We start from the raw sequence: 20398 nt of genomic DNA, 5'->3' as shown, positions 1-20398 counted from the left end.
ATCGTTTGTGATTGCGAGTGCAAATATACGCTAGTTTTTGAGTTCTGCAAAGAAATTCGAATAAAAAATAAAACTTTTTTAAAAATAGTTTATATCTCCTTGTTTATGAATTTGTTATTAAAATGATTTTTTTGAAGTTTTTTCTACATCAAAAGTATATTTTAGTTCAAAGGCAATTCGGCAACAACAAAAGTGCTTCCGCCAACGTAAATAAAATCATTTTCTGAGGCATTTTTCTTTGCTTCCGCGAAAGCGATTTCAACAGAATCGTATTTTCCTCCTATTAAACTGAAACTTTCGGCTGCATTTTTTAAAGTTTCAGCCGGCAAAGCTCGCGACGAATTTGGATGGCAGAAATAATATTGTGCATCTTTTGGGAAAAGCGGTAAAATAGAATCCAGATCTTTGTCATTTACAACACCCAAAACTATATGCAGTTTTTCGTATTTCTCGTTTTTCAGCTGATTCATTACAACCGATAATCCGTGTTTGTTGTGTGCTGTGTCACAAATAATTTTCGGGTCTTCTCCCAATTGTTGCCATCTGCCTTGCAAACCTGTATTTTTTACAACATTCAGTAAGCCTTCTTTTAGTTGTTCGGTCGAAATTTTAAAATCGGTTTCATTATTCAAAATCGAAATCGTCTGCTGAACCGTTTTTTTATTATGAAACTGATAATCTCCAATCAAATCAGACAAATAAATCTGATCAATTAAATCTGAAGCAAAATAAATCGGCGAGTTGTTTTCTTCGGCTTTAGCCAAAAATACAGGTTTTGTTTCATCGGTATATTCGCCAATAACAACAGGAACATTCGGTTTTATAATTCCCGCTTTTTCGCCTGCAATGGCTTCCAGAGTATTTCCTAAAAATTGTGTGTGATCAAAACCAATATTGGTAATTACCGAAACCAAAGGCGTAATAATATTGGTAGCATCCAATCTTCCGCCCAAACCAACTTCGATAAGCGCAATATCTACTTTTTCTGCGGCAAAATAATCAAAAGCCAAACCAACCGACATTTCGAAGAAACTCATATCATTAGCTTCAAAAAAGGATTTATGTTTTGCTACAAAATCAATAACAAACTCTTCTGAGATTTCTTTTCCATTGATTTTAATTCTTTCTCTAAAATCTTTTAAGTGCGGAGAAGTATACAAACCCACTTTGTAACCAGCTTCTTGAAGAACTGAAGAAAGCATGTGCGAAGTAGAACCTTTTCCGTTTGTTCCCGCTACGTGAATGCATTTCAGCTCGTTCTGCGGATTGCCAAGATGAGCTGCCAATAATTTGATATTCGTTAAATCTTCTTTATACGCAGAAGCACCTTGCAATTGGTACATTGGAAGCTGATTAAACATCCAATTGGTAGTCTCTTGATAGTTCATTTGTTTAGATAAAATGGTTGTTGATTGAAATAAATTTCGATTTTTGTAGTTTAATATTACAGCGAAAATTATCTTTATTGCAAATTTCAAATATTTTTTAGAATTAATTATTAAAAACCAGAATTAATATATGTTTACTTTTATTCAGTTACAAACAGATACAATCGCAAATGCTTCAAATGTAGTGGTCGAAAAGATCGCAGCACCGCAAAATGAAATTTCAATGTTTGGTTTCATTATGAAAGGGGGAGTGTTCTTAATTCCGATTGCGATTTTATTGTTTTACACTATTTACTTGATTTTTGAACGTTATATGTACATTAGCCGTGCTTCAAGAATTGACAGCAGATTAATGCAAGATATTGGCGAAAAATTACATTCTGGAAATATTGAATTGGCAAGAACGATTGTAGAAAGAAACAATACTGCAGCTGGGAATATCTTGAAAGAAGGTGTTCTAGTAATTGGAAGACCAATCGCTGAGATTGAAGCCAACATGGACCGCGCTGCCGATATCGAAATTGGGGAAATGGAAAGACATTTGGGCCATCTTGGACTTATTGCTGGTATAGCGCCAACGCTAGGTTTCATCGGAACAATTTCTGGGGTTATCAAAATTTTCTACAGCATTTCGGTTACCGAAAATATTAGTATCGGAAATATTTCTGGAGGTTTATACGAGAAAATGATCAGTTCTGGTTCTGGATTAATTGTGGGGATTATTGCTTATAGCGCTTACCACTTATTGAACGGAAAGATTGATAATTTTGCTTTAAAAATTCAGAAACAGATTTTAGAATTTGTCAATATAATTCAAAGAGCATAAGCCATGTCTATTAAAAGAAAAAGAAGATTTCACGCCGAAGTTGCGACTTCATCTTTGAGCGATATCATGTTTTTCCTGCTGTTGTTTTTCTTAATTATCTCAACACTGGCAAATCCGAATGTGATTAAGATGACATTGCCAAAAGCTAAAGCGAATGAAAAGACCAATAAACAGCTAATTAGTTTATCGGTTACCGAAGATAAAAAGTTCTATATCGACAAACAAGAAGTAGATTTTGAAAACTTGGAAACGAGTTTAATGTCTAAAATAGGAACAGATAAAGAGCAAACTGTTGTAGTTCGAATTCCGTTTAATCTGCAAGTTCAAGACTTAGTAGATGTTTTACAGATAGGAGTGAAGAACAATTTGAAGTTTGTAATTGCCACAAGTCCGAAGTAGTCATTGCGAGGAACGAAGCAATCACAATAAGGAATGTGCCACAATCTTGTCATTTCGACGAAGGAAATCTCAACAAGTAACTCCGTAATGAATATCCAATCTTTGTAGAGCTTCTCGCGAAGATTTCTCCTTCGTCGAAATTGTAAAAGTTACTTATTTCGGTAACGGATTTATCATTTCGATTGGCTTTTTTCCATCAATTCCCTGATGTGGTCTTTCATGATTGTAATAATATAAATATTGCAGCAATTCTTCTTTTAGTTCTTCTTGAGAATCAAAATCTGTATCTCTCAATAAATCCTCTTCCAGAGTTCTCCAAAATCTTTCTACTTTGCCATTTGTCTGCGGACGGTAAGGTCTTGTATATCTGTGTATGATTCCAAGTTCCATCAGCATTCTTTCAAAAGGATGCTGGTGCTTTACTTTACTTGTTTTTATTCCAAATTCAGCGCCATTATCAGATAATATCTCTTCAAATTTTATTTCATAATGGCTGCTTAGGATGTTTAAGCATTTTAATGACGCAAACATTACAGTTAAACTGGTAATGTCAGGAACCAATTCTGCCCAGGCAATCCGGCTGTAATCATCAATTACACAGACTAAATAGAGTTTTTTGTTTTCTCCGCGAATTATGCTTTTACTTAAATAATGACAATCAATATGACCCAGCTGTCCCATTCTTTCTTTGATTATTTTCTGATGATTCTTTTTAATCTTCGGAGTTAATCTATTTATTTTATGTCGTTTTAAAATATTGTAAACTCCAGAATATGATGGTGTATGTTTTCCTAATTTGGGATTTAAGATACTAACAATTTCATATCTGTTGTTTCCTTTTTCTCTTAATTCAATTACTTTTTGCTCTATAAAAGGCAAAGGACGTCTGGTTTTATATTTTGGACCCCGCTTTTGAGGCAATAAATCTAAAGCCTTGCCACTTTGCTTATAGCGGTTATAATATTTTAAAAAACTTTTTCTGCACGTGTCATTTGCTGCATAAAAATCCATTGCCTTTTTATACAATGGATGTGTTTTGTTTTTTACCTGTTCATATTCTTTTATTAAAAAACGATACTTCTCTAAATAGTTTCGCTCTAAAGTCGAATCTTGACTATTATTTCTCATCTTAACAAAATTTATTAAAGTTAAATTTTGTTACCGAATTATCTAACCTTTACAGAAATGACAAACGAGGCGAAGTGAGTATGTCGAAATAAAACTCAATAAAAAAGGCTTTCAGATTTCTGAAAGCCTTTTTCTATGATAACAGTTTAAATCTGTGTAATTCGTGTTTTTAATCCAAACTAAAATTATAAATAATTTTTCCAACTTGTTTAGCAGGAGCATCACTATCAGATTCCCATTTGGTATTCATTGCGGCAATCCTTGCTTGATCTAGTAAACATTTCGCAGTATTTGTTGTTCCTTTAATTCCAGCTGTTGCGCTTATCGTTTTTCCGTTCTGATCCACGCTAACTTCAACGACAACTTTACCTTCTTCATTACAAGTATATTTTGGTGCCGGTTTAGATAATGCTTTTCTGTTTCCTAAAGAATATCCAGTTCCGCCGCCAGAACCGCCACCAGTTCCTGCTCCGTAACCGCTTCCGGTTCCAATGCCATTTCCGGTTCCGTTACCGCCACCAGTTCCTCCGCCAGAACCACCACTTCCGTAGTAACCGCTAGAGTTTAAACTTCCGTTAGATTTTCCTTTATTTCCTGCTGCTTTATCGTCTCCGTCACCACCTTTGTTCGAACCCTTTATAATGCTTGCTAATGCATCGTTTGTCGAATTAGAAACTTTTGGTTTCTCCGGTACAGGTTTTTGTATCGGTTTTTCTACTGGAACAGGTTTCTTTGGTTTTTCTTTGGTCGGAATTACAACATCATTATCGGCAGTTGTGTTTTCCTGTGTAATTATCGATTCTTCTTCTGGAGTTGCTTTTGCAGGAGCTTGTTTTACATTGTTTTTTACATCCAGAACTTCGCTTTTATAATTAGCGCCAGAACCTAAATCGCTGTCTCCAAAATTTATGGTTACGCCACCGCCACCTCCGCCACCATCAGCAAGAGCTACGTTATTCTCTGGATTGTATGGAGGCCAGAAACGTATAAAAAACAGCAATAGAATTATTATTGCATAAATAGCTGTTGTGAATAGCAATGATTTCTTTTGATCTGAAGAAATAGACGAACTCATTTAGATTCTAAATTTTGAAATGTATTATTTTAAAAACGTTTAAAAGTAGTAAAAATTGTTTAGAATGAAAGGAGAATTTAATCGCGCATTAAGTGTTTTTAGAAATTAATTATAACGCAAAGTTCACAAAGGCTTACGCAAAGAAACGCAAAGTTTTTATCTGTTTAATTTGAGAAATCTTTAGATAAAAGTTCACAAAGTTTATATAGACACAGCTTTGCGAACTTAATATTTAGATATTGTAAAATATCTTAGCGTGCTTTAAGTTAAAATCTATGGGTACAAAAAAAACGAGCCAAATAAAAATCTGGCTCGTTATATATTAAAGTATAAAATATATTACACTAACTGTTTCAATGCAATCTCAAAAGCAGTTGCACTGATATTTGTTTTAGACGAACTCAAAGCATGCGCTTTAACGATCGCATTTTTAATAGTTTCTGAAGTGTCATTAAAAATTGCCTCGTCTGTCATTTGAACTTTTTTCTCCATGAAGTAAGCAAAAACTCTTGCCATTCCGCAGTTTGAAATAAAGTCAGGAATCAAACTTACTTTGCTGTCTACTTCTTCCATAATAGAACCAAAGAAAATTTCTTTGTCAGCAAAAGGAACATTTGCTCCACATGAAATAACTTCCAATCTGTTTGCAACTAAACTGTCAATTTGAGCTTGAGTTACCAATCTTGAAGCGGCGCAAGGCGTGAAAATCTCAGCGCCAATTGTCCAGATTTTAGAATTGATTTCCTCAAACGGAATCATATTGTCGGCAACTAATTTGTTTCCGTCTTTGTTTAAAAACAAAGTTCTGATTTCTTCAAAGGAAAAACCTTCTTCTTTTATTAATCCGCCATCGCGGTCAATAATTCCGATAACTTTTGCTCCCATTTCAGCTAAATAGAAAGCCGCTGCAGAGCCTACGTTTCCGAAACCTTGCACAATTGCTTTTTTATCTTTAATGTCTCCACCATAAGTTGCATAAAAATGACGAACTGCTTCGGCAACACCAAAACCAGTAATCATATCAGCAACTGTATATTTTCTAGTTACGTCTGGTGAGAATTTTGGGTTCTCGATAACCTTAATTACACCTTGACGCAATTGCCCGATTCTATTAATTTTATCAGCTTCTGTAGGTTTAAAATGTCCGTTGAAAACTCCTTCTTGCGGATGCCAAACACCACATTCTTCTGTCATTGGAATTACTTCGTGAATCTCATCAACATTCAAGTCTCCTCCAGTTCCGTAGTAGCTTTTCAATAAAGGAGAAACCGCTTTGTACCAACGCTGTAAAACACCTTTTTTGCGAGGATCGTTCGGATCAAAATTTATTCCAGATTTAGCGCCACCAATTGCAGGACCAGAAACAGAGAATTTAACTTCCATTGTTTTTGCTAAAGACAAAACTTCATTCATGTCTAAGCCTTTTCTCATTCTTGTTCCTCCACCAGCAGCTCCTCCGCGAAGTGAATTAATAACAGTCCACCCTTCGGCTTCTGTTTCTGAATCTTTCCAATTGAAAACAATTTCAGGTGCTTTGTTTTCAAATTGTTGTAATAAATCTTTCATTTTGTTGTGATATGTTTATTTTGCGTAAATGTATAAAATAGAATAATGCGAATAATGTATTTTGCATCAAATTTATAAAACAAAAAAGAAAAGCCGAAAACTATTTGGTTTTCGGCTTTTGGAATATTTAAAAAATTAAGATTTATTGTCCTAATAAGTGTTTTTTCAAAGTTTCGTCTACTGGTTTGTCAGAAAGCCAGATTCCGAATAATGCTTTTTTGAAATCGAATCCAGGAATTTTTCCTTTTAAAACTTCATTTTTACTCACGTAAACATTTTGATCTAACGGATTGTACGCTAAAATGAAAACATCTTTTTCTGTAATGGCATCGCTTAAAAAGCTCTTTAATTGCTCAATTCTAGGGCGCAATTGTTCCAAATTTGCACCAGCAGATTTTTCAAAACCTGTATTCATTGCTTTTGTTAATTTGCTAGAAGAAACCATAGAAGAAGTGATTTCGATTCTCACAGCCATTTCTGTGTCACTGTCAATAATGAATTGTGGATCTTGAGTTAATTGAGATAAATACAATGCCTGAACATAAACTTCTAACCACATTTTTGATCTTCCGCCTGCTCCGTTTAATTGTAATGACTTGCCTAGAAATTCTATTTTTCTAGGAACTGTAACGCCATTAACATCGATTTGAGTTTGTGCTGAAACAGTAGAAAATTGCAAGCTTAGAAGGATTGTCAGTAAAAGTAAAATCTTTTTCATATTCATCAATTTTTTATTTTTAGGGCAAAAATAATAGTAATTTATCAATATTTAGGTCACATTGAAAATGTTTTTTTACTAAAATTTTCATGTTTAATTTTTGTATTGCATTAGCAATCAATTTAGTAAGAGTAGGTTTACGTAGTTTTACTGATTTTAAGAATTGTTTAATTTTCTGACTGATTAAAAATGGCTTTTTTTAGAATTAAATACTCTTTCTGAACCAATTTTTCAATTAAAAATTTTAGAGAAATTGTTGTCAAATTGATGCTCTTTTGAAAAAAAATATAAATAATAACGAAAACGTTATCGTAATCTTTGCTGATCTATTAATTTTATATGCGCGCATTGTAATTTAAACATTAAAAAATTATCTTTGGAAGCCTTTGCACAAAATAATAAGGCATCGAAAAAACACAAAAAACATAAAAAAATCATCAACTATAGAAATCTGTTTTGAAATCTGGTTGAGAAAAACATTTAAAGTAAACTACTATGGATTTTAATCTTACCGAAGAACATTTAATGATTCAGCAGGCAGCAAGAGATTTTGCTCAAAATGAATTATTGCCGGGAGTTATTGAACGTGACGAAAAACAAATTTTTCCAAGTGAGCAAATCAAAAAAATGGGTGAGCTTGGATTTATGGGAATGATGGTTGATCCTAAATACGGAGGAAGTGGCCTTGACGCTATTTCTTATGTGATTGCAATGGAGGAAATTTCTAAAGTTGATGCTTCTGCTTCTGTTGTAATGTCGGTAAACAATTCATTGGTTTGCTGGGGATTGCAAGAATATGGAACTGAAGAGCAAAAACAAAAATACTTACCAGGTTTAGCTTCTGGAGAAATTCACGGTGCATTTTGCTTAAGCGAACCTGAAGCTGGAAGTGATGCAACTTCGCAAAAAACGACAGCGATTGATATGGGAGATCATTATTTAGTTAATGGTACAAAAAACTGGATTACAAACGGAAATACTGCATCTGTATATTTGGTAATTGCACAAACTCATCCAGAATTAAAGCACAAAGGAATTAATGCTTTGATTATGACTAAAGATATGCCAGGTTTCTCAATTGGCCCGAAAGAGCAAAAAATGGGAATCCGCGGTTCTGATACGCATTCTTTAATGTTTTCTGATGTGAAAGTTCCAAAAGAAAACAGAATCGGTGAGGATGGTTTCGGATTTAAATTTGCGATGAAAACTCTTGCTGGAGGTAGAATTGGTATTGCATCTCAAGCTTTAGGAATTGCTTCTGGAGCTTATGAGTTGGCTCTAAAATATTCTAAAGAGCGTAAAGCTTTTGGAACTGAAATCTGCAACCACCAAGCAATTGCTTTTAAATTGGCAGATATGGCAGTTAATATCGAAGCTGCGCGTCATTTATGTATGAAAGCAGCTTGGGATAAAGATCAGCATAAGAGTTATGACGTAAGCGGTGCAATGGCTAAACTTTTTGCTTCGCAAGTTGCAATGGATACAACGGTTGAGGCTGTTCAGATTCATGGAGGTAACGGATATGTAAAAGAATATCATGTAGAGCGTTTAATGCGCGATGCAAAAATCACTCAGATTTACGAAGGAACTTCTGAAATTCAAAAAATCGTAATTTCTAGAGCGGTTATTGCTGGATAAATAATCTTAGAATTTTTTTTAAACCCTTTCGGCTTTTAGTTGAAAGGGTTTTTTTATGAATATTCTATTACTTTTCATAAGTTTATAGTCCAATAAATTTTATTATCAATCATCAATAAAAACAGAAAACCATGAGAAAGCTATACTTTTTGCTTCCAGTTATTTTTTTAGCCTGTAAATCGGGAACTTCAACAACGAAGGAAAATGAAGTAAAAACAGATTCAAAGCCAATAGAAATCAGCTATAAAGTAAAAGAAAATGAAATCTCAGATTTTCTTAAATACCTTTCTTCTGATGAATTAGAAGGTCGTGAAACCGGAACAAAAGGAATTGAAAAAGCTGCGGTTTTCTTGGAAGATTTTTTGAAGAAAAATAAAATCAAACCTTATTTTAAAACCTATAGAGATACGTTAACAAATTTTGAACCGGTAGCTTTTAATATTGTTGGTGTTATTGAAGGAACTGATCCTGAACTTAAAAAAGAGTTTGTGGTATTGAGTGCGCATTACGATCATATTGGTATTGAGAAAAAAGATCAGGCCGATAAAATAAATAATGGTGCAAATGACGATGCTTCGGGGGTGACTTCTGTAGCGGCAATGGCAAAATATTTTAGCGAAACAAAATCGAATAAGAGAAGCATTTTAATTGCGTTTTTTGCTGGCGAAGAAAAAGGATTATTAGGATCTAAAAGTTTAGTTCAGAAATTGAAAAAACAGAATTTTAATCTTTATACCCAATTAAATATTGAAATGATTGGTGTTCCGATGAAAAGAGATTACCTAGCTTATATTACTGGTTTCGATAAATCTAATATGGCGCAAAAAATAAATGAATACACTGGGAAAAACACTATCGGCTTTTTGCCAAAAGAAGCAGAATATCAATTGTTCTACCGTTCTGATAATTATTCATTCTTTCAAGCTTTTGGCAAACCATGTCAATCTTTAAGTACTTTTGATTTTGAAAATTTTGATTTTTATCACCATGTTTCAGATGAATTTAAAGTAATGGACATTCCTCATATAACTAGATTCACACAAGAGTTATTGCCAGCCGTTACCAAAATTGCGGTTTCGCCTACGCAAGAAATAACCATGAATAAATAAGAGGCTGTTTTACAGCATTTGATTATTTTTGCTCCATGAAAAATATTATCGTTACAGGAACAAGCAGAGGAATTGGTTATGAATTAGCCTTGAAATTTGCTGAAGCCGGCCATCAAGTTTTGGCCATTTCCAGAAAAATACCGCAAGCACTTTTAGAAAATAAAAACATAACTTGTCTATCTGTTGATTTGGCAGATGAAACTGCTTTAGATCAAGTTGAAAATTTCCTTTCTTCAACTTGGAAAAAAGTAGATGCAGTAGTTCATAATGCAGGAGCCTTACTTTTAAAGCCTTTTACAGAAACTACTCAAGCAGATTTTGAAAGTATTTATAAAGTGAATGTTTTTGCAGTGGCGAATTTAACTCGTATCTGTATTCCGTATTTAGAAAAAGGAAGCCATGTTGTTACGATTAGTTCTATTGGCGGAGTTCGCGGAAGTTTGAAATTTGCAGGATTAGCGGCTTACAGTTCTAGTAAAGGAGCAGTAATAACTTTAACTGAATTGCTAGCAGAAGAATATAAAGAAAAAGGAATTTCTTTTAACGTTTTGGCTCTTGGCTCTGTTCAAACCGAAATGCTAAACGAAGCTTTCCCTGGTTATCAAGCGCCAATTTCAGCAGAAGGAATGGCAACTTATATTTATGATTTTACGCTTAACGGAAATAAGTATTTTAACGGAAAAGTTTTAGAAGTCTCTTCAACAAACCCTTAGTTAATTATAAATTATGAGTTATGAATTATGAGTGAGAGTATTGTGAAAACTAAAAGTTTTGAGTTAGCTGTAAGAGGAGTTAATTTTTATAAATGGCTAGTTGCGGAAAGGAAAGAATTTATAATGAGTAAACAATTTTTACGTTCTGTTACCTCTGTTGGTGCAAATGTTCGTGAAGCTGTAAATGCACAAAGCAAACCTGATTTTATTCATAAACTGTCAATTTCTCAAAAAGAATGTGATGAGTCAATGTATTGGTTAGAAATATTAATTGCAACAAATTATATTTCTAATGCTGAATTTGAATCAATTCATAAGCAATGTGAGGAAGTGCTAAAGATCATAAAAAGTATAATCATAACGTCAAAGAAAAAACTCAAAACTCATAATTCATAATTACCTTGAGCGAAACTTTAGCTAAATATATTCCAGAACATGCGGTAAAACCCGTTTTCGATTTGATAGTGGCCAATCAGGTTCATTTGAAAATTGTAAACGAACGCCAGACGCGTCATGGAGATTATAGACGCGGTCCGAGTGGAAAGCATGAAATTACGGTTAATGCTAGTTTGAATAAATACAGGTTTTTAATCACTTTAATTCATGAAATTGCACATTTGGTTGCTTTTGAAAGGTTTGGAAGAAATATAAAACCGCATGGTAATGAATGGAAATTTACTTTTCAAAGATTGATGGTTCCTTTTATTCGGCCAGAAATATTTCCAGGACATATTTTACCTTTGTTGGCGAGGCATTTCAAAAATCCTTCAGCAAGTAGTGATACAGATACAACTCTTTCTTTGGCTTTAAAGCAATATGACAAAGAGAATGACAAGAACTATGTTTTTGAAATTCCCTATGGGAGTATTTTTAGAATCAAAAATGGTAAAGTTTTTAAGAAAATAGCTGTTCGCACAAAACGTTTTGAGTGTTTAGAAATCAGCTCAGGAAAAACCTATCTTTTTAATCCAAATGCGGAGGTTGAATTAATTACTTTAAAAAATTCCAATACATAAATTTCAAATTCCAATAATTGGAAAAATCAATAAAAAAATCCCAAATTCCAAGTTTACTACCATTGGAATTTGGGATTTTAAAATATTGGAATTTAAAAGACTATAATCCTTTCAAATAAGCTTCACGTACTTTCTTAAATAAGTTTGAAGAATAAACGAATTTGACGATTGCTTCATTATCGGTTCTAAAGATTTCTTCTTTAGTTCCCTGCCAAGCTTTTAATCCTTTTTTTAAGAAAACGATATTTTCACCGATTTCCATTACAGAGTTCATATCGTGCGTGTTGATTACGGTAGTGATATTGTACTCTTTTGTGATTTCCTGAATCAAGTTATCAATCAAAATCGAAGTATTTGGATCTAAACCTGAGTTTGGCTCATCGCAAAATAAATATTTGGGATTGTTTACAATAGCTCGCGCAATTGCCACACGTTTCTGCATACCTCCAGAAATTTCAGAAGGTAATTTTTTATGAGCGTCTACCAGATTTACTCTTTCTAAAACAAAATCAACACGTTCTTTGATTTGTCCTTTGCTATTATTGGTAAACATTTTTAATGGAAAAGCCACATTTTCTTCAACAGTCATAGAGTCAAATAATGCAGAACCTTGAAATACCATTCCGATTTCAGTTCTCAAGTCACGTTTTTCATCTTTATCTAAGTCAGAATAAACTCTTCCGTCAAATTCAATTGTTCCTGAGTCTGGCGTGTGAATTCCTAACAACGTTTTTAATAAAACTGTTTTTCCAGATCCACTTTGTCCAATAATCAAATTGGTTTTTCCAGTTTCAAAGACCGTCGAAACGCCTTTTAAAACTTTGCTGTCACCAAATGATTTTTCTATATTTTTTACTTCTATCATTATCCTAATAATAATTGAGTTAATATATAATTTAGAAGGATAATAGTAACCGATGTCCATACAAACGATGTTGTACTTGCTTTACCAACTTCTAATGCACCACCCTTCATATAATAACCATGAAAAGACGGAATTGTTGCCAATAACATAGCAAAGATTAAAGTCTTGATAAAGGCATACGTAATATGAAAGGGTATGAAATCTTTCTGTGCTCCCATAATAAAATCTGCGCCCGTTGAAAATCCTCCGTAAGCGCAAGCAAGCCATCCTCCAAAAATTCCTAAAAACATACTAATCCCGATTACAAAAGGGTACATTAATAAAGCTATAATTTTAGGAAAAACAAGGTAGTTTACTGAGTTAACTCCCATAACTTCTAAAGCATCAATTTGTTCTGTTACACGCATTGTTCCGATACTTGAAGTAATGTAAGATCCCATTTTTCCAGCCATAATTACCGAAATAAAAGTAGGAGCAAACTCCAAAACTACAGATTGACGCGTTGCAAAACCAATTAGATATTTTGGAATCAAAGGATTAGTTAAGTTTAATGCCGTTTGGATAGCAACAACTCCTCCAATGAAGAAAGAAATAAAGCATACAATTCCAAGTGAATCAATAATCAAATCGTCTATTTCTTTGAAAATTAAATTTTTCATAACCGACCATTTGGTCTGTTTATTGAAAATTTCTTTCAGCATTAAAAAATATTTTCCTATTTGGGATAAATAACGAATTAGCATCATAAGTTTTAAATATTGGCTAAGGTAAAAAGAAGTTATGAGTTTTGGGTTATGAGTTCAGTTTTTTCGAGTGTTTTACTGCTCAAATTAACTTTTCTTTCATTTTTTTTAAACGATAATTTCTAATAAACGTAGCTTGTTCAGGAGTTACAAGTAAAGGAGTTTTGGCGCTTTTAGCTTTCATAAATCCTTTAATGTAATCTAAAAATAGAAATGGTTTTTTCTTCATCATCGCCAGTTTTGCCGAAGCAATTGCCGTAATCCAAAAACCATAACCTAAAGTATAAAAAGCTTCGCCTTGTTTATAACGAGCTGTTTTGTTGTAATTTGCACCAGTCGGTTTTAGATGTTTTACATGTAAAGATTGGTCTGTAACTATTTTCCAATCGTAATATTTGCAAAGTAATTCATCTACAGTATCCCAACCCATCGCTGGTTTTAAACCGCCAATTTGCTGAAAAGTTTCTTTGCGATACGCTTTTAAAGCTCCTCGAATATGATCTTTATCGGTTAGATTTTCTAAAACCCATTCGCCGTTTTTATCAATATAACAAAATCCGCCAACCATTCCGATTTTTGGATCAGATTCGAAATGTTTGATTATGGTTTCAAAGTAGTTTGGAGGAAAAATTAAATCGCCATCTATTTTTACAATAATATCGTAATCAGAATCCAGAGTTTCAAAACCTTTTTGAAATGCCTGAATTACTTTGCTTCCTGGCAAATGAATCGCATCTGAAGTTTTGTTTACAACAGAAATGTATGGATTTTCTTTTGCAAATCCTAAAACAACTTCTTCTGTTTTATCAGTTGAATTGTCATTTACGACTACAACCTTTGAAGGCAAAACGGTTTGTGTAATCAAAGATTGTAAAGTCAAGCCAATTAAGTCTTGCTCATTGTGCGCAGGAATGACGATGTAATATTTCATTTTAAATTCCAATTTTTAAATTCCAAATTCCAAACCTTGAGAATAAATCCCAATCTTCTAAAATTCCAAATTCCAATCTTAACGATATGGTTAAAATTGGAATTTGGAATTTAAAATTTGGAATTTATTTAATCTTTTCCGCAACAACAATATAATATCTCGGAGTGAAATATCTTAATAACGGTCTGATTCCAAGTTTTTTTACTGGATGTGTAAATTGTAAGCGGTCTGTAATTTTCCATCCCGTTTTTTCTAAAAGCCAGTCCAATTGCCAATCTTCAAATTCGTGGTAATGTCTGTCCCACATATCGGTTTTAGAACGATATGCTGGCGAGAACCATAAACGCAACGGAATTGAAATTAATAATTTGTCACATTTTACATTCTGTAAAATCGTGTAAGGATTTAGTAAATGTTCGAAAATTTCAAATGCTGTAAAAACAGTATATTCTTCTGTTTGTAAAGCAGTATGATCGTTGTCTAAATCTTCTCCTTTAGTGTTTTTTACAGTATAACCGTTTTCTTCCATTATTTTAGAAAATGGATTTGGTACGCCAAAATCAAAAATGGTTTCAGATGTGCTAACGTGTTTTTTTAAAAACTCTAAAGTAAGTTTGAATCTTTTATTCGGAAACGTTTTTTCGTACATAGTCATTGCGAACGAATCTCTCGTTCATGAATTGTTAATTAGGTCGCAAATATACTAAAAAAGTATTCAGTGTTCAGTTTTTAGTATTCAGTTGAGGTGCTAAGTTTTAAAATGGATTTCTCGCAATCCCGATAACTATCGGGAGCGGAGTCGCAAAGTTTTGATAAAAAAATAAACCATATAAGTAATCTAAGTTCAATTAAGAGAAAACTTAATATGTCTTATATTACTTATATGGTTAAAAAAAACTTCGCGACTTCGCGTCTTTGCGAGATTATTTCACTCGACTTTAAATTTTAATATCTATAAACAAAAGCATTAATGTTCATTCCTGCTCCAACCGAAGCAAAAATAAGAACGTCACCTTTGTTGATTTCGTGGCCTTCAACTTTTCCTTGAAGAATTAAATCGTATAAAGTAGGAACAGTTGCAACACTGCTGTTTCCTAAATCGTGAATACTCATTGGCATGATATCTTTAGGAGCTGTTTTGTCGTATAATTTGTAGAAACGTTCGATGATCGCTTCGTCCATTTTTTCGTTTGCTTGATGAATAAGGATTTTTTTAACTTCATCTATTGCAATTCCGCTTTTATCTAAACAGCTTTTCATTGCGCACGGAACATTGCTTAAAGCAAATTCGTAAATTTTACGTCCGTACATTTTAATGTATTTCGTATCTGGATCTAAATCTTTATTGTATGATTTTCCAAAGAAAAGATAATTAGCTTCATCAGTTGCGTAAGTGGCACTTTCGTAAGCCAATAATCCTGTTTCGTCTGTTGAGGCTTCTAAAATTGAAGCGCCAGCGCCGTCAGAATAAATCATTGAATCACGATCATGGTCGTCCACAACTCTTGATAAAGTTTCGGCACCAATTACCATTACTCTTTTTGCCATTCCAGATTTGATGAAAGCATTCGCTTGTAAAACGCCTTCAATCCATCCTGGACATCCAAAAATAATATCGTAAGCCACACACTTAGGATTTTTAATTCCTAGTTTGTGTTTAACACGTGTTGCTAAACTCGGTAAAATATCAGATTGAGTAGTTCCTGGTTTTACATCTCCAAAATTATGGGCGATGATAATATAGTCTAAAGTTTCGGCATCGATTCCTGCATTTGCAATTGCTTTTTGAGCAGCAAAAAAAGCTAGGTCAGATGCTGTGTATTGTGGTTCGGCATAACGGCGATTTTCAATTCCAGTAATACCTTTAAATTTTTTAATTACGACTTCGTTCGGATAGCCAAATGGAGTTCCATCTTCATTCAAAAAAATATGTTTGTCAAAGTCTGTGTTTTTTACTTCTAAATTAGGAATGTAACTCCCAATACCAATTATTTTTATTTTCATTATTTCCCTTAATTATCCGATAAATTTAGCGCTAATGTATAAATAATATTATGATAACTATCATAAAAAATAGTATGCATGCATATAATTATGAAATAACAATTTTTTGGATGATATATTGTGTTTCTGTTAATGATTTTTTAATATTTCCTAGATTTCAAACGATTGAAGGCGATTATGAATGTGAAGTTTTTTTAATGTTATTTTGATTTTCTGAAAATAATTTCACAAAACATTGGCTAAAAGTTATGTTTCTTTAAATCAGATTTCTTCTTTGGTGTTTTCTTTGAAAAAAGTTTCAGGTTTCACGTTATGTTGAAACCTGAAACCTGAAACTTGAAACAAAACAAAACCCGACAAGTTTTAAAAATCTGTCGGGTTTGGATATTTATTAGAAAACTAATTTTTAGCTTTCCATGTAAGCTTCAATAGGAGCACAGCTGCAAACTAAATTTCTGTCACCGTAAGCGTCATCTACACGACGAACAGATGGCCAGAATTTATTGTCAGCGATATAATCTAATGGGTAAGCTGCAGTTTCTCTAGAATAAGGGAAATCCCAAGAATCAGAAGTTAACATTGCTAATGTGTGCGGTGCATTTTTCAATACGTTGTTTTTATCATCTGCAGTTGCTGCTTCGATTTCTTTTCTGATTGAAATTAAAGCATCACAGAAACGGTCTAACTCAGCTAAATCTTCAGATTCAGTTGGCTCGATCATTAAAGTTCCAGCCACAGGGAAAGAAACCGTAGGAGCGTGGAAACCGTAATCCATTAAACGTTTAGCGATATCACCAACTTCAATTCCGTTTTCTTTGAATGCGCGGCAATCTAAAATCATTTCGTGAGCAGCTCTTCCGCATTCTCCAGTGTAAAGAATTGGGTAGTGTCCTTCGAAACGAGATTTCATGTAGTTGGCATTCAAGATAGCGTGCTCTGTAGCGCTTTTTAATCCGTCAGCACCCATCATAGTGATGTAGCCGTAAGAGATTAAACATACTAAAGCAGATCCGTAAGGAGCAGATGAAATAGCTGTAATTGCTTGTTCACCGCCTACTTTTAAGATTGGATTTGTTGGCAAGAACGGAACTAATTTTTCGTTCACACAAATTGGTCCAACACCAGGTCCGCCACCACCGTGAGGAATAGCGAATGTTTTGTGTAAGTTTAAGTGACAAACGTCAGCGCCAATTGTAGCAGGATTTGTTAATCCAACTTGTGCGTTCATGTTTGCACCATCCATATATACTAATCCGCCGTTTTCGTGGATTAATTTTGTGATTTCAATAATTGAAGATTCGTAAACTCCGTGAGTAGAAGGATACGTTACCATTAAACAAGATAAGTCATCTTTGTGTTCAATAGCTTTTGCTCTTAAATCTTCTACGTCAATATTTCCTTCTGGAGTTGTTTTAGTAACAATGATTTTCATTCCAGCCATCGCAGCAGAAGCAGGATTTGTTCCGTGAGCAGATGAAGGAATCAAACATACATTACGGTGACCTTCGTTTCTTGACATGTGGTAAGCACGAATAGCCATTAAACCTGCATATTCTCCTTGAGCTCCTGAGTTTGGCTGTAAAGTTGTTCCAGCAAATCCAGTAATTACATTTAATTGCTGCTCTAATTTTTTAAGCATTGTAATGTAACCTTCCGCTTGCTCAACTGGTGCAAACGGGTGAATGCTGTTCCAGTTTGGCATTGAAAGAGGTAACATTTCAGAAGCTGCGTTTAATTTCATAGTACAAGAACCTAAAGAAATCATCGAGTGATTCAATGATAAATCTTTACGCTCTAATTTTTTGATGTAACGCATCAATTGGCTTTCCGAATGATGATTGTTGAATACATCATGTGTCAAGAAAGAAGAAGTTCTTTCTAGTGAAGCCGGTAATTGGCTAGCTTCACTTAATTCAGAAACAGAAACCGTTTCTTTTCCTAAAGCCTCAGCAAAAATCGCAATAATTTGGTTGATGTCAGAAATCGAAGTTGTTTCGTTAAATGAAATCGAAACTGATTCAGCATCAGGATAGAAGAAGTTTACTTCGTTTTTCTCAGCAACCGCTTTTACTTTTTGAGCATCAGCTTTTACTAAGATTGTATCAAAGTAAGCTGAGTTAATTTGGTAAACTCCTAATTTATTTAAAGCTTCAGCAGTAGTCACTGCAGAGGCGTGAACTTTGTTTGCAATATATTTCAAACCTTCTGGTCCGTGGTAAACAGCGTACATTCCAGCCATAACTGCTAATAAAACCTGAGCAGTACAGATGTTTGAAGTCGCTTTTTCACGTTTGATGTGTTGTTCACGAGTTCCTAAAGCCATACGTAAAGCACGGTTTCCATTTGTATCAACAGAAACTCCGATGATACGACCCGGCATAGAACGTTTGTATTCATCTTTGGTTGCAAAATATGCAGCGTGAGGTCCACCATAACCCATCGGAACACCAAAACGCTGAGTTGTTCCAACCACTACAGCAGCTCCCATTTCTCCCGGAGAAGTTAAAGTTGCAAGTGATAAAATATCAGCAGCAAAAGCTACTTTGATTTCATTTTCTTTTGCTTTAGCAACAAAAGCACTGTAATCGTTTACCTGACCGTATTTTCCTGGATATTGTAAAATAGCTCCGAAGAACTCATTTGAAAAATCAAATGTTTCGTGATTTCCAACAACCAATTCAATTCCGATTGGAGTTGAACGTGTTTGAAGTACAGATAAAGTTTGTGGTAAAATTTCTTCAGAAACGAAGAATTTATGTGTATTGTTTTTCTTTTGATCTCTTGTACGAACATCAAATAATAAAGCCATAGCTTCTGCAGCAGCAGTTCCTTCATCAAGCAAAGAAGCGTTGGCGATTTCCATTCCTGTTAATTCGATAACTGTAGTCTGGAAATTTAAAATAGCTTCCAAACGACCTTGTGCAATTTCTGCTTGGTAAGGCGTGTAAGCTGTGTACCATCCTGGGTTTTCAAAGATATTTCTTTGAATTGGAGCAGGAACGATAGTTGGGTGATAACCCAAACCAATGTACGATTTGAATACTTTATTTTTCTTTCCTAATTCTTGAATATGATTTGCAAATTCATATTCTGTCATTGCAGGATCTAAATTCAAAGGTGCTTTTAAACGAATATCATCCGGAAGGGTTTCGTAAACAAGTTGCTCAATTGAGTCAACTCCAATTGTTTTCAGCATATGCTGAAGATCGGTTTCTCTTGGACCAATGTGTCTTAAAGCAAAAGCATCTGTTTTCATGTAGCTATCTAAGTTTTTTAAAATTAATGTGTTCGTGCACTTTTACTGCGCGAATCACATTTAAAAGTAAATGTGTTGTTTTTTGTGCCGCAAAATTAAGTATTATTAATAATTTATTAGGTATTTTTAACTTCATTTTTTATCAAATTTCTAACTAATGGTATGATTTGTTAATAAAAGATTAGATTTGAGGTATGATAGTATCAAAACGCATCTTAGATTTTTATCTAAATAGCAGTATTCATGTGGCTTTGTCGTGTTATGCACTTGTGCGAATAACATTTCATGTGTTTCATATTCAATATGATGAACCGATGGCGCTTTTTGTTTTTTTTGGAACAATTGTAGGATATAATTTCGTAAAATATGATGCGCTGGTTCGCGTAAAGAAAAATCCAATAGGAACGCAACTAAAAATTATTGCCGTTTTGAGTTTTATTTCGGTCGCTTTAGTCGGTTATTATTTTTTCCATTTAAAGAGAATTACGCAAATAGTCTCAGTCGGAATTTTTGCCATAACGGCGCTTTATACTTTACCTTTTTTTCCAAACAGAAAAAATGCCAGAAACTGGGCAGGTGTAAAAATTTATATTGTCGCACTTTGCTGGGTTGGAGCGACTTTAGTTTTACCATTAATAAATGCTGAAATTCCGTTTACCACAGATTTTTTCATTAAATGCATTCAGCGTTTTATACTGGTTTTTGTGCTGATTCTGGTTTTTGAAATTTTAGATTTGGCTAACGATGACCCACATTTACAAACCGTTCCGCAGACAATCGGAGTAAAAAGAACCAAGATTTTAGGACTTTCACTTTTAGTTCCGTTTTGGTTTTTGGAGATTTTAGTATCAACTTTTAATTATCATGACGCCTTCATCAATTTGATAATGGTCATTATGCTCATGCTTTTTATCATTTTCGCCAATCCAAACCGATCTAAGTATTATACTTCTTTTTGGGTAGAAGCTGTTCCAATTTTTTGGTGGCTGATGGTGGTTTTTTTGTAAAATTTAAACTTAAATT

General features: G+C 33.8%; 19 protein-coding genes. 8 read left to right on the top strand and 11 right to left on the bottom strand.

The genetic code is table 11. The features are described 5' to 3' along the window. Positions 1-161: 161 nt before the first annotated feature. Complete coding sequence (locus ACNRYB_RS02150) at positions 162-1388, bottom strand: bifunctional folylpolyglutamate synthase/dihydrofolate synthase (protein ID WP_473729104.1); 1227 nt, start codon at positions 1386-1388, stop codon at positions 162-164. A gap of 130 nt (positions 1389-1518) precedes the next feature. On the opposite strand from ACNRYB_RS02150, the gene ACNRYB_RS02145 reads away from it, so the two are divergent. Together ACNRYB_RS02145 and ACNRYB_RS02140 are read left to right on the top strand one after the other, a co-directional pair. Next, entirely contained in the window at positions 1519-2214 is a 696-nt protein-coding gene (locus ACNRYB_RS02145) for a MotA/TolQ/ExbB proton channel family protein (protein WP_473729103.1), read from the top strand. 3 nt (positions 2215-2217) lie between these two features. Beyond that, positions 2218-2613, top strand: coding sequence for an ExbD/TolR family protein (locus ACNRYB_RS02140; RefSeq protein WP_008464192.1), 396 nt, complete (start codon positions 2218-2220; stop codon positions 2611-2613). Positions 2614-2766: 153 nt separating this feature from the next. On the opposite strand, the gene ACNRYB_RS02135 is transcribed toward ACNRYB_RS02140, so the two are convergent. The 4 genes from ACNRYB_RS02135 to ACNRYB_RS02120 form a co-directional block, all read right to left on the bottom strand. After that, positions 2767-3741, bottom strand: coding sequence for an integrase core domain-containing protein (locus tag ACNRYB_RS02135; RefSeq protein ID WP_473728256.1), 975 nt, complete (start codon positions 3739-3741; stop codon positions 2767-2769). 169 nt (positions 3742-3910) lie between these two features. Next, complete coding sequence (locus ACNRYB_RS02130; RefSeq protein WP_473729102.1) at positions 3911-4816, bottom strand: energy transducer TonB; 906 nt, start codon at positions 4814-4816, stop codon at positions 3911-3913. 339 nt (positions 4817-5155) lie between these two features. Further along, a complete protein-coding gene (locus ACNRYB_RS02125; protein WP_473729101.1) occupies positions 5156-6382 on the bottom strand; it encodes a Glu/Leu/Phe/Val dehydrogenase dimerization domain-containing protein in 1227 nt (408 codons plus the stop codon). Positions 6383-6524: 142 nt separating this feature from the next. Beyond that, positions 6525-7100: a chalcone isomerase family protein gene (locus ACNRYB_RS02120; RefSeq protein ID WP_129748001.1), complete on the bottom strand. Its 576-nt coding sequence runs from the start codon at positions 7098-7100 to the stop codon at positions 6525-6527. Between the two features lie 495 nt (positions 7101-7595). On the opposite strand from ACNRYB_RS02120, the gene ACNRYB_RS02115 reads away from it, so the two are divergent. The 5 genes from ACNRYB_RS02115 to ACNRYB_RS02095 all read left to right on the top strand — a co-directional run bounded on the left by ACNRYB_RS02115 (position 7596) and on the right by ACNRYB_RS02095 (position 11576). Beyond that, the gene (locus tag ACNRYB_RS02115; protein ID WP_129748000.1) at positions 7596-8738 is read left to right on the top strand and encodes an acyl-CoA dehydrogenase; all 1143 of its coding nucleotides are present in this window, start codon (positions 7596-7598) and stop codon (positions 8736-8738) included. Positions 8739-8869: 131 nt separating this feature from the next. Then, on the top strand, positions 8870-9847 hold the full coding sequence (locus tag ACNRYB_RS02110) for a M28 family peptidase (RefSeq protein ID WP_473729100.1): 978 nt from the start codon (positions 8870-8872) through the stop codon (positions 9845-9847). Between the two features lie 35 nt (positions 9848-9882). Further along, the gene (locus ACNRYB_RS02105; RefSeq protein WP_473729099.1) at positions 9883-10560 is read left to right on the top strand and encodes an SDR family NAD(P)-dependent oxidoreductase; all 678 of its coding nucleotides are present in this window, start codon (positions 9883-9885) and stop codon (positions 10558-10560) included. Between the two features lie 27 nt (positions 10561-10587). Next, positions 10588-10956 (top strand): four helix bundle protein, encoded by a 369-nt coding sequence (locus tag ACNRYB_RS02100; RefSeq protein ID WP_129747997.1) that lies wholly within the window; start codon positions 10588-10590, stop codon positions 10954-10956. Positions 10957-10961: 5 nt separating this feature from the next. Continuing rightward, positions 10962-11576, top strand: a complete 615-nt coding sequence (locus ACNRYB_RS02095; protein WP_129747996.1) for a SprT-like domain-containing protein — start codon at positions 10962-10964, stop codon at positions 11574-11576. 100 nt (positions 11577-11676) lie between these two features. Here the strand turns inward: ACNRYB_RS02095 and ACNRYB_RS02090 are convergent, their stop codons facing one another. From ACNRYB_RS02090 to gcvP, 6 genes are all read right to left on the bottom strand, one after another. Continuing rightward, complete coding sequence (locus ACNRYB_RS02090) at positions 11677-12441, bottom strand: ABC transporter ATP-binding protein (RefSeq protein ID WP_008464208.1); 765 nt, start codon at positions 12439-12441, stop codon at positions 11677-11679. Further along, a complete protein-coding gene (locus tag ACNRYB_RS02085; RefSeq protein ID WP_008464210.1) occupies positions 12441-13187 on the bottom strand; it encodes an MlaE family ABC transporter permease in 747 nt (248 codons plus the stop codon). Before ACNRYB_RS02085 ends, ACNRYB_RS02090 begins: the two co-directional genes overlap by 1 nt. A 79-nt stretch (positions 13188-13266) precedes the next feature. Further along, the gene (locus ACNRYB_RS02080; protein ID WP_129747995.1) at positions 13267-14115 is read right to left on the bottom strand and encodes a glycosyltransferase family 2 protein; all 849 of its coding nucleotides are present in this window, start codon (positions 14113-14115) and stop codon (positions 13267-13269) included. Between the two features lie 124 nt (positions 14116-14239). Next, positions 14240-14764 carry a methyltransferase gene (locus ACNRYB_RS02075; protein WP_473729098.1) on the bottom strand — a complete coding sequence of 175 codons (525 nt, stop codon included), beginning with the start codon at positions 14762-14764 and terminating at the stop codon, positions 14240-14242. 296 nt (positions 14765-15060) lie between these two features. After that, a complete protein-coding gene (locus ACNRYB_RS02070; RefSeq protein WP_473729097.1) occupies positions 15061-16119 on the bottom strand; it encodes a 3-oxoacyl-ACP synthase III family protein in 1059 nt (352 codons plus the stop codon). Between the two features lie 406 nt (positions 16120-16525). Further along, positions 16526-19375, bottom strand: coding sequence for an aminomethyl-transferring glycine dehydrogenase (gene gcvP / locus ACNRYB_RS02065; RefSeq protein WP_473729096.1), 2850 nt, complete (start codon positions 19373-19375; stop codon positions 16526-16528). Between the two features lie 194 nt (positions 19376-19569). On the opposite strand from gcvP, the gene ACNRYB_RS02060 reads away from it, so the two are divergent. Then, complete coding sequence (locus tag ACNRYB_RS02060; protein ID WP_473729095.1) at positions 19570-20382, top strand: UbiA prenyltransferase family protein; 813 nt, start codon at positions 19570-19572, stop codon at positions 20380-20382. Positions 20383-20398 lie beyond the last annotated feature (16 nt).

It is taken from the genome of Flavobacterium sp. CR10 (genome assembly GCF_055814415.1).
This window is presented reverse-complemented; position numbering and strand designations above follow the sequence as displayed.

Coding starts and splice junctions, on each gene's coding strand:
- ACNRYB_RS02150 (WP_473729104.1), bottom strand. CDS start 1,388: ATGAACTATCAAGAGACTACCAATTGGATGTTTAATCAGCTTCCAATG.
- ACNRYB_RS02145 (WP_473729103.1), top strand. CDS start 1,519: ATGTTTACTTTTATTCAGTTACAAACAGATACAATCGCAAATGCTTCA.
- ACNRYB_RS02140 (WP_008464192.1), top strand. CDS start 2,218: ATGTCTATTAAAAGAAAAAGAAGATTTCACGCCGAAGTTGCGACTTCA.
- ACNRYB_RS02135 (WP_473728256.1), bottom strand. CDS start 3,741: ATGAGAAATAATAGTCAAGATTCGACTTTAGAGCGAAACTATTTAGAG.
- ACNRYB_RS02130 (WP_473729102.1), bottom strand. CDS start 4,816: ATGAGTTCGTCTATTTCTTCAGATCAAAAGAAATCATTGCTATTCACA.
- ACNRYB_RS02125 (WP_473729101.1), bottom strand. CDS start 6,382: ATGAAAGATTTATTACAACAATTTGAAAACAAAGCACCTGAAATTGTT.
- ACNRYB_RS02120 (WP_129748001.1), bottom strand. CDS start 7,100: ATGAAAAAGATTTTACTTTTACTGACAATCCTTCTAAGCTTGCAATTT.
- ACNRYB_RS02115 (WP_129748000.1), top strand. CDS start 7,596: ATGGATTTTAATCTTACCGAAGAACATTTAATGATTCAGCAGGCAGCA.
- ACNRYB_RS02110 (WP_473729100.1), top strand. CDS start 8,870: ATGAGAAAGCTATACTTTTTGCTTCCAGTTATTTTTTTAGCCTGTAAA.
- ACNRYB_RS02105 (WP_473729099.1), top strand. CDS start 9,883: ATGAAAAATATTATCGTTACAGGAACAAGCAGAGGAATTGGTTATGAA.
- ACNRYB_RS02100 (WP_129747997.1), top strand. CDS start 10,588: ATGAGTGAGAGTATTGTGAAAACTAAAAGTTTTGAGTTAGCTGTAAGA.
- ACNRYB_RS02090 (WP_008464208.1), bottom strand. CDS start 12,441: ATGATAGAAGTAAAAAATATAGAAAAATCATTTGGTGACAGCAAAGTT.
- ACNRYB_RS02085 (WP_008464210.1), bottom strand. CDS start 13,187: ATGATGCTAATTCGTTATTTATCCCAAATAGGAAAATATTTTTTAATG.
- ACNRYB_RS02080 (WP_129747995.1), bottom strand. CDS start 14,115: ATGAAATATTACATCGTCATTCCTGCGCACAATGAGCAAGACTTAATT.
- ACNRYB_RS02075 (WP_473729098.1), bottom strand. CDS start 14,764: ATGTACGAAAAAACGTTTCCGAATAAAAGATTCAAACTTACTTTAGAG.
- ACNRYB_RS02070 (WP_473729097.1), bottom strand. CDS start 16,119: ATGAAAATAAAAATAATTGGTATTGGGAGTTACATTCCTAATTTAGAA.
- gcvP (WP_473729096.1), bottom strand. CDS start 19,375: ATGAAAACAGATGCTTTTGCTTTAAGACACATTGGTCCAAGAGAAACC.
- ACNRYB_RS02060 (WP_473729095.1), top strand. CDS start 19,570: ATGATAGTATCAAAACGCATCTTAGATTTTTATCTAAATAGCAGTATT.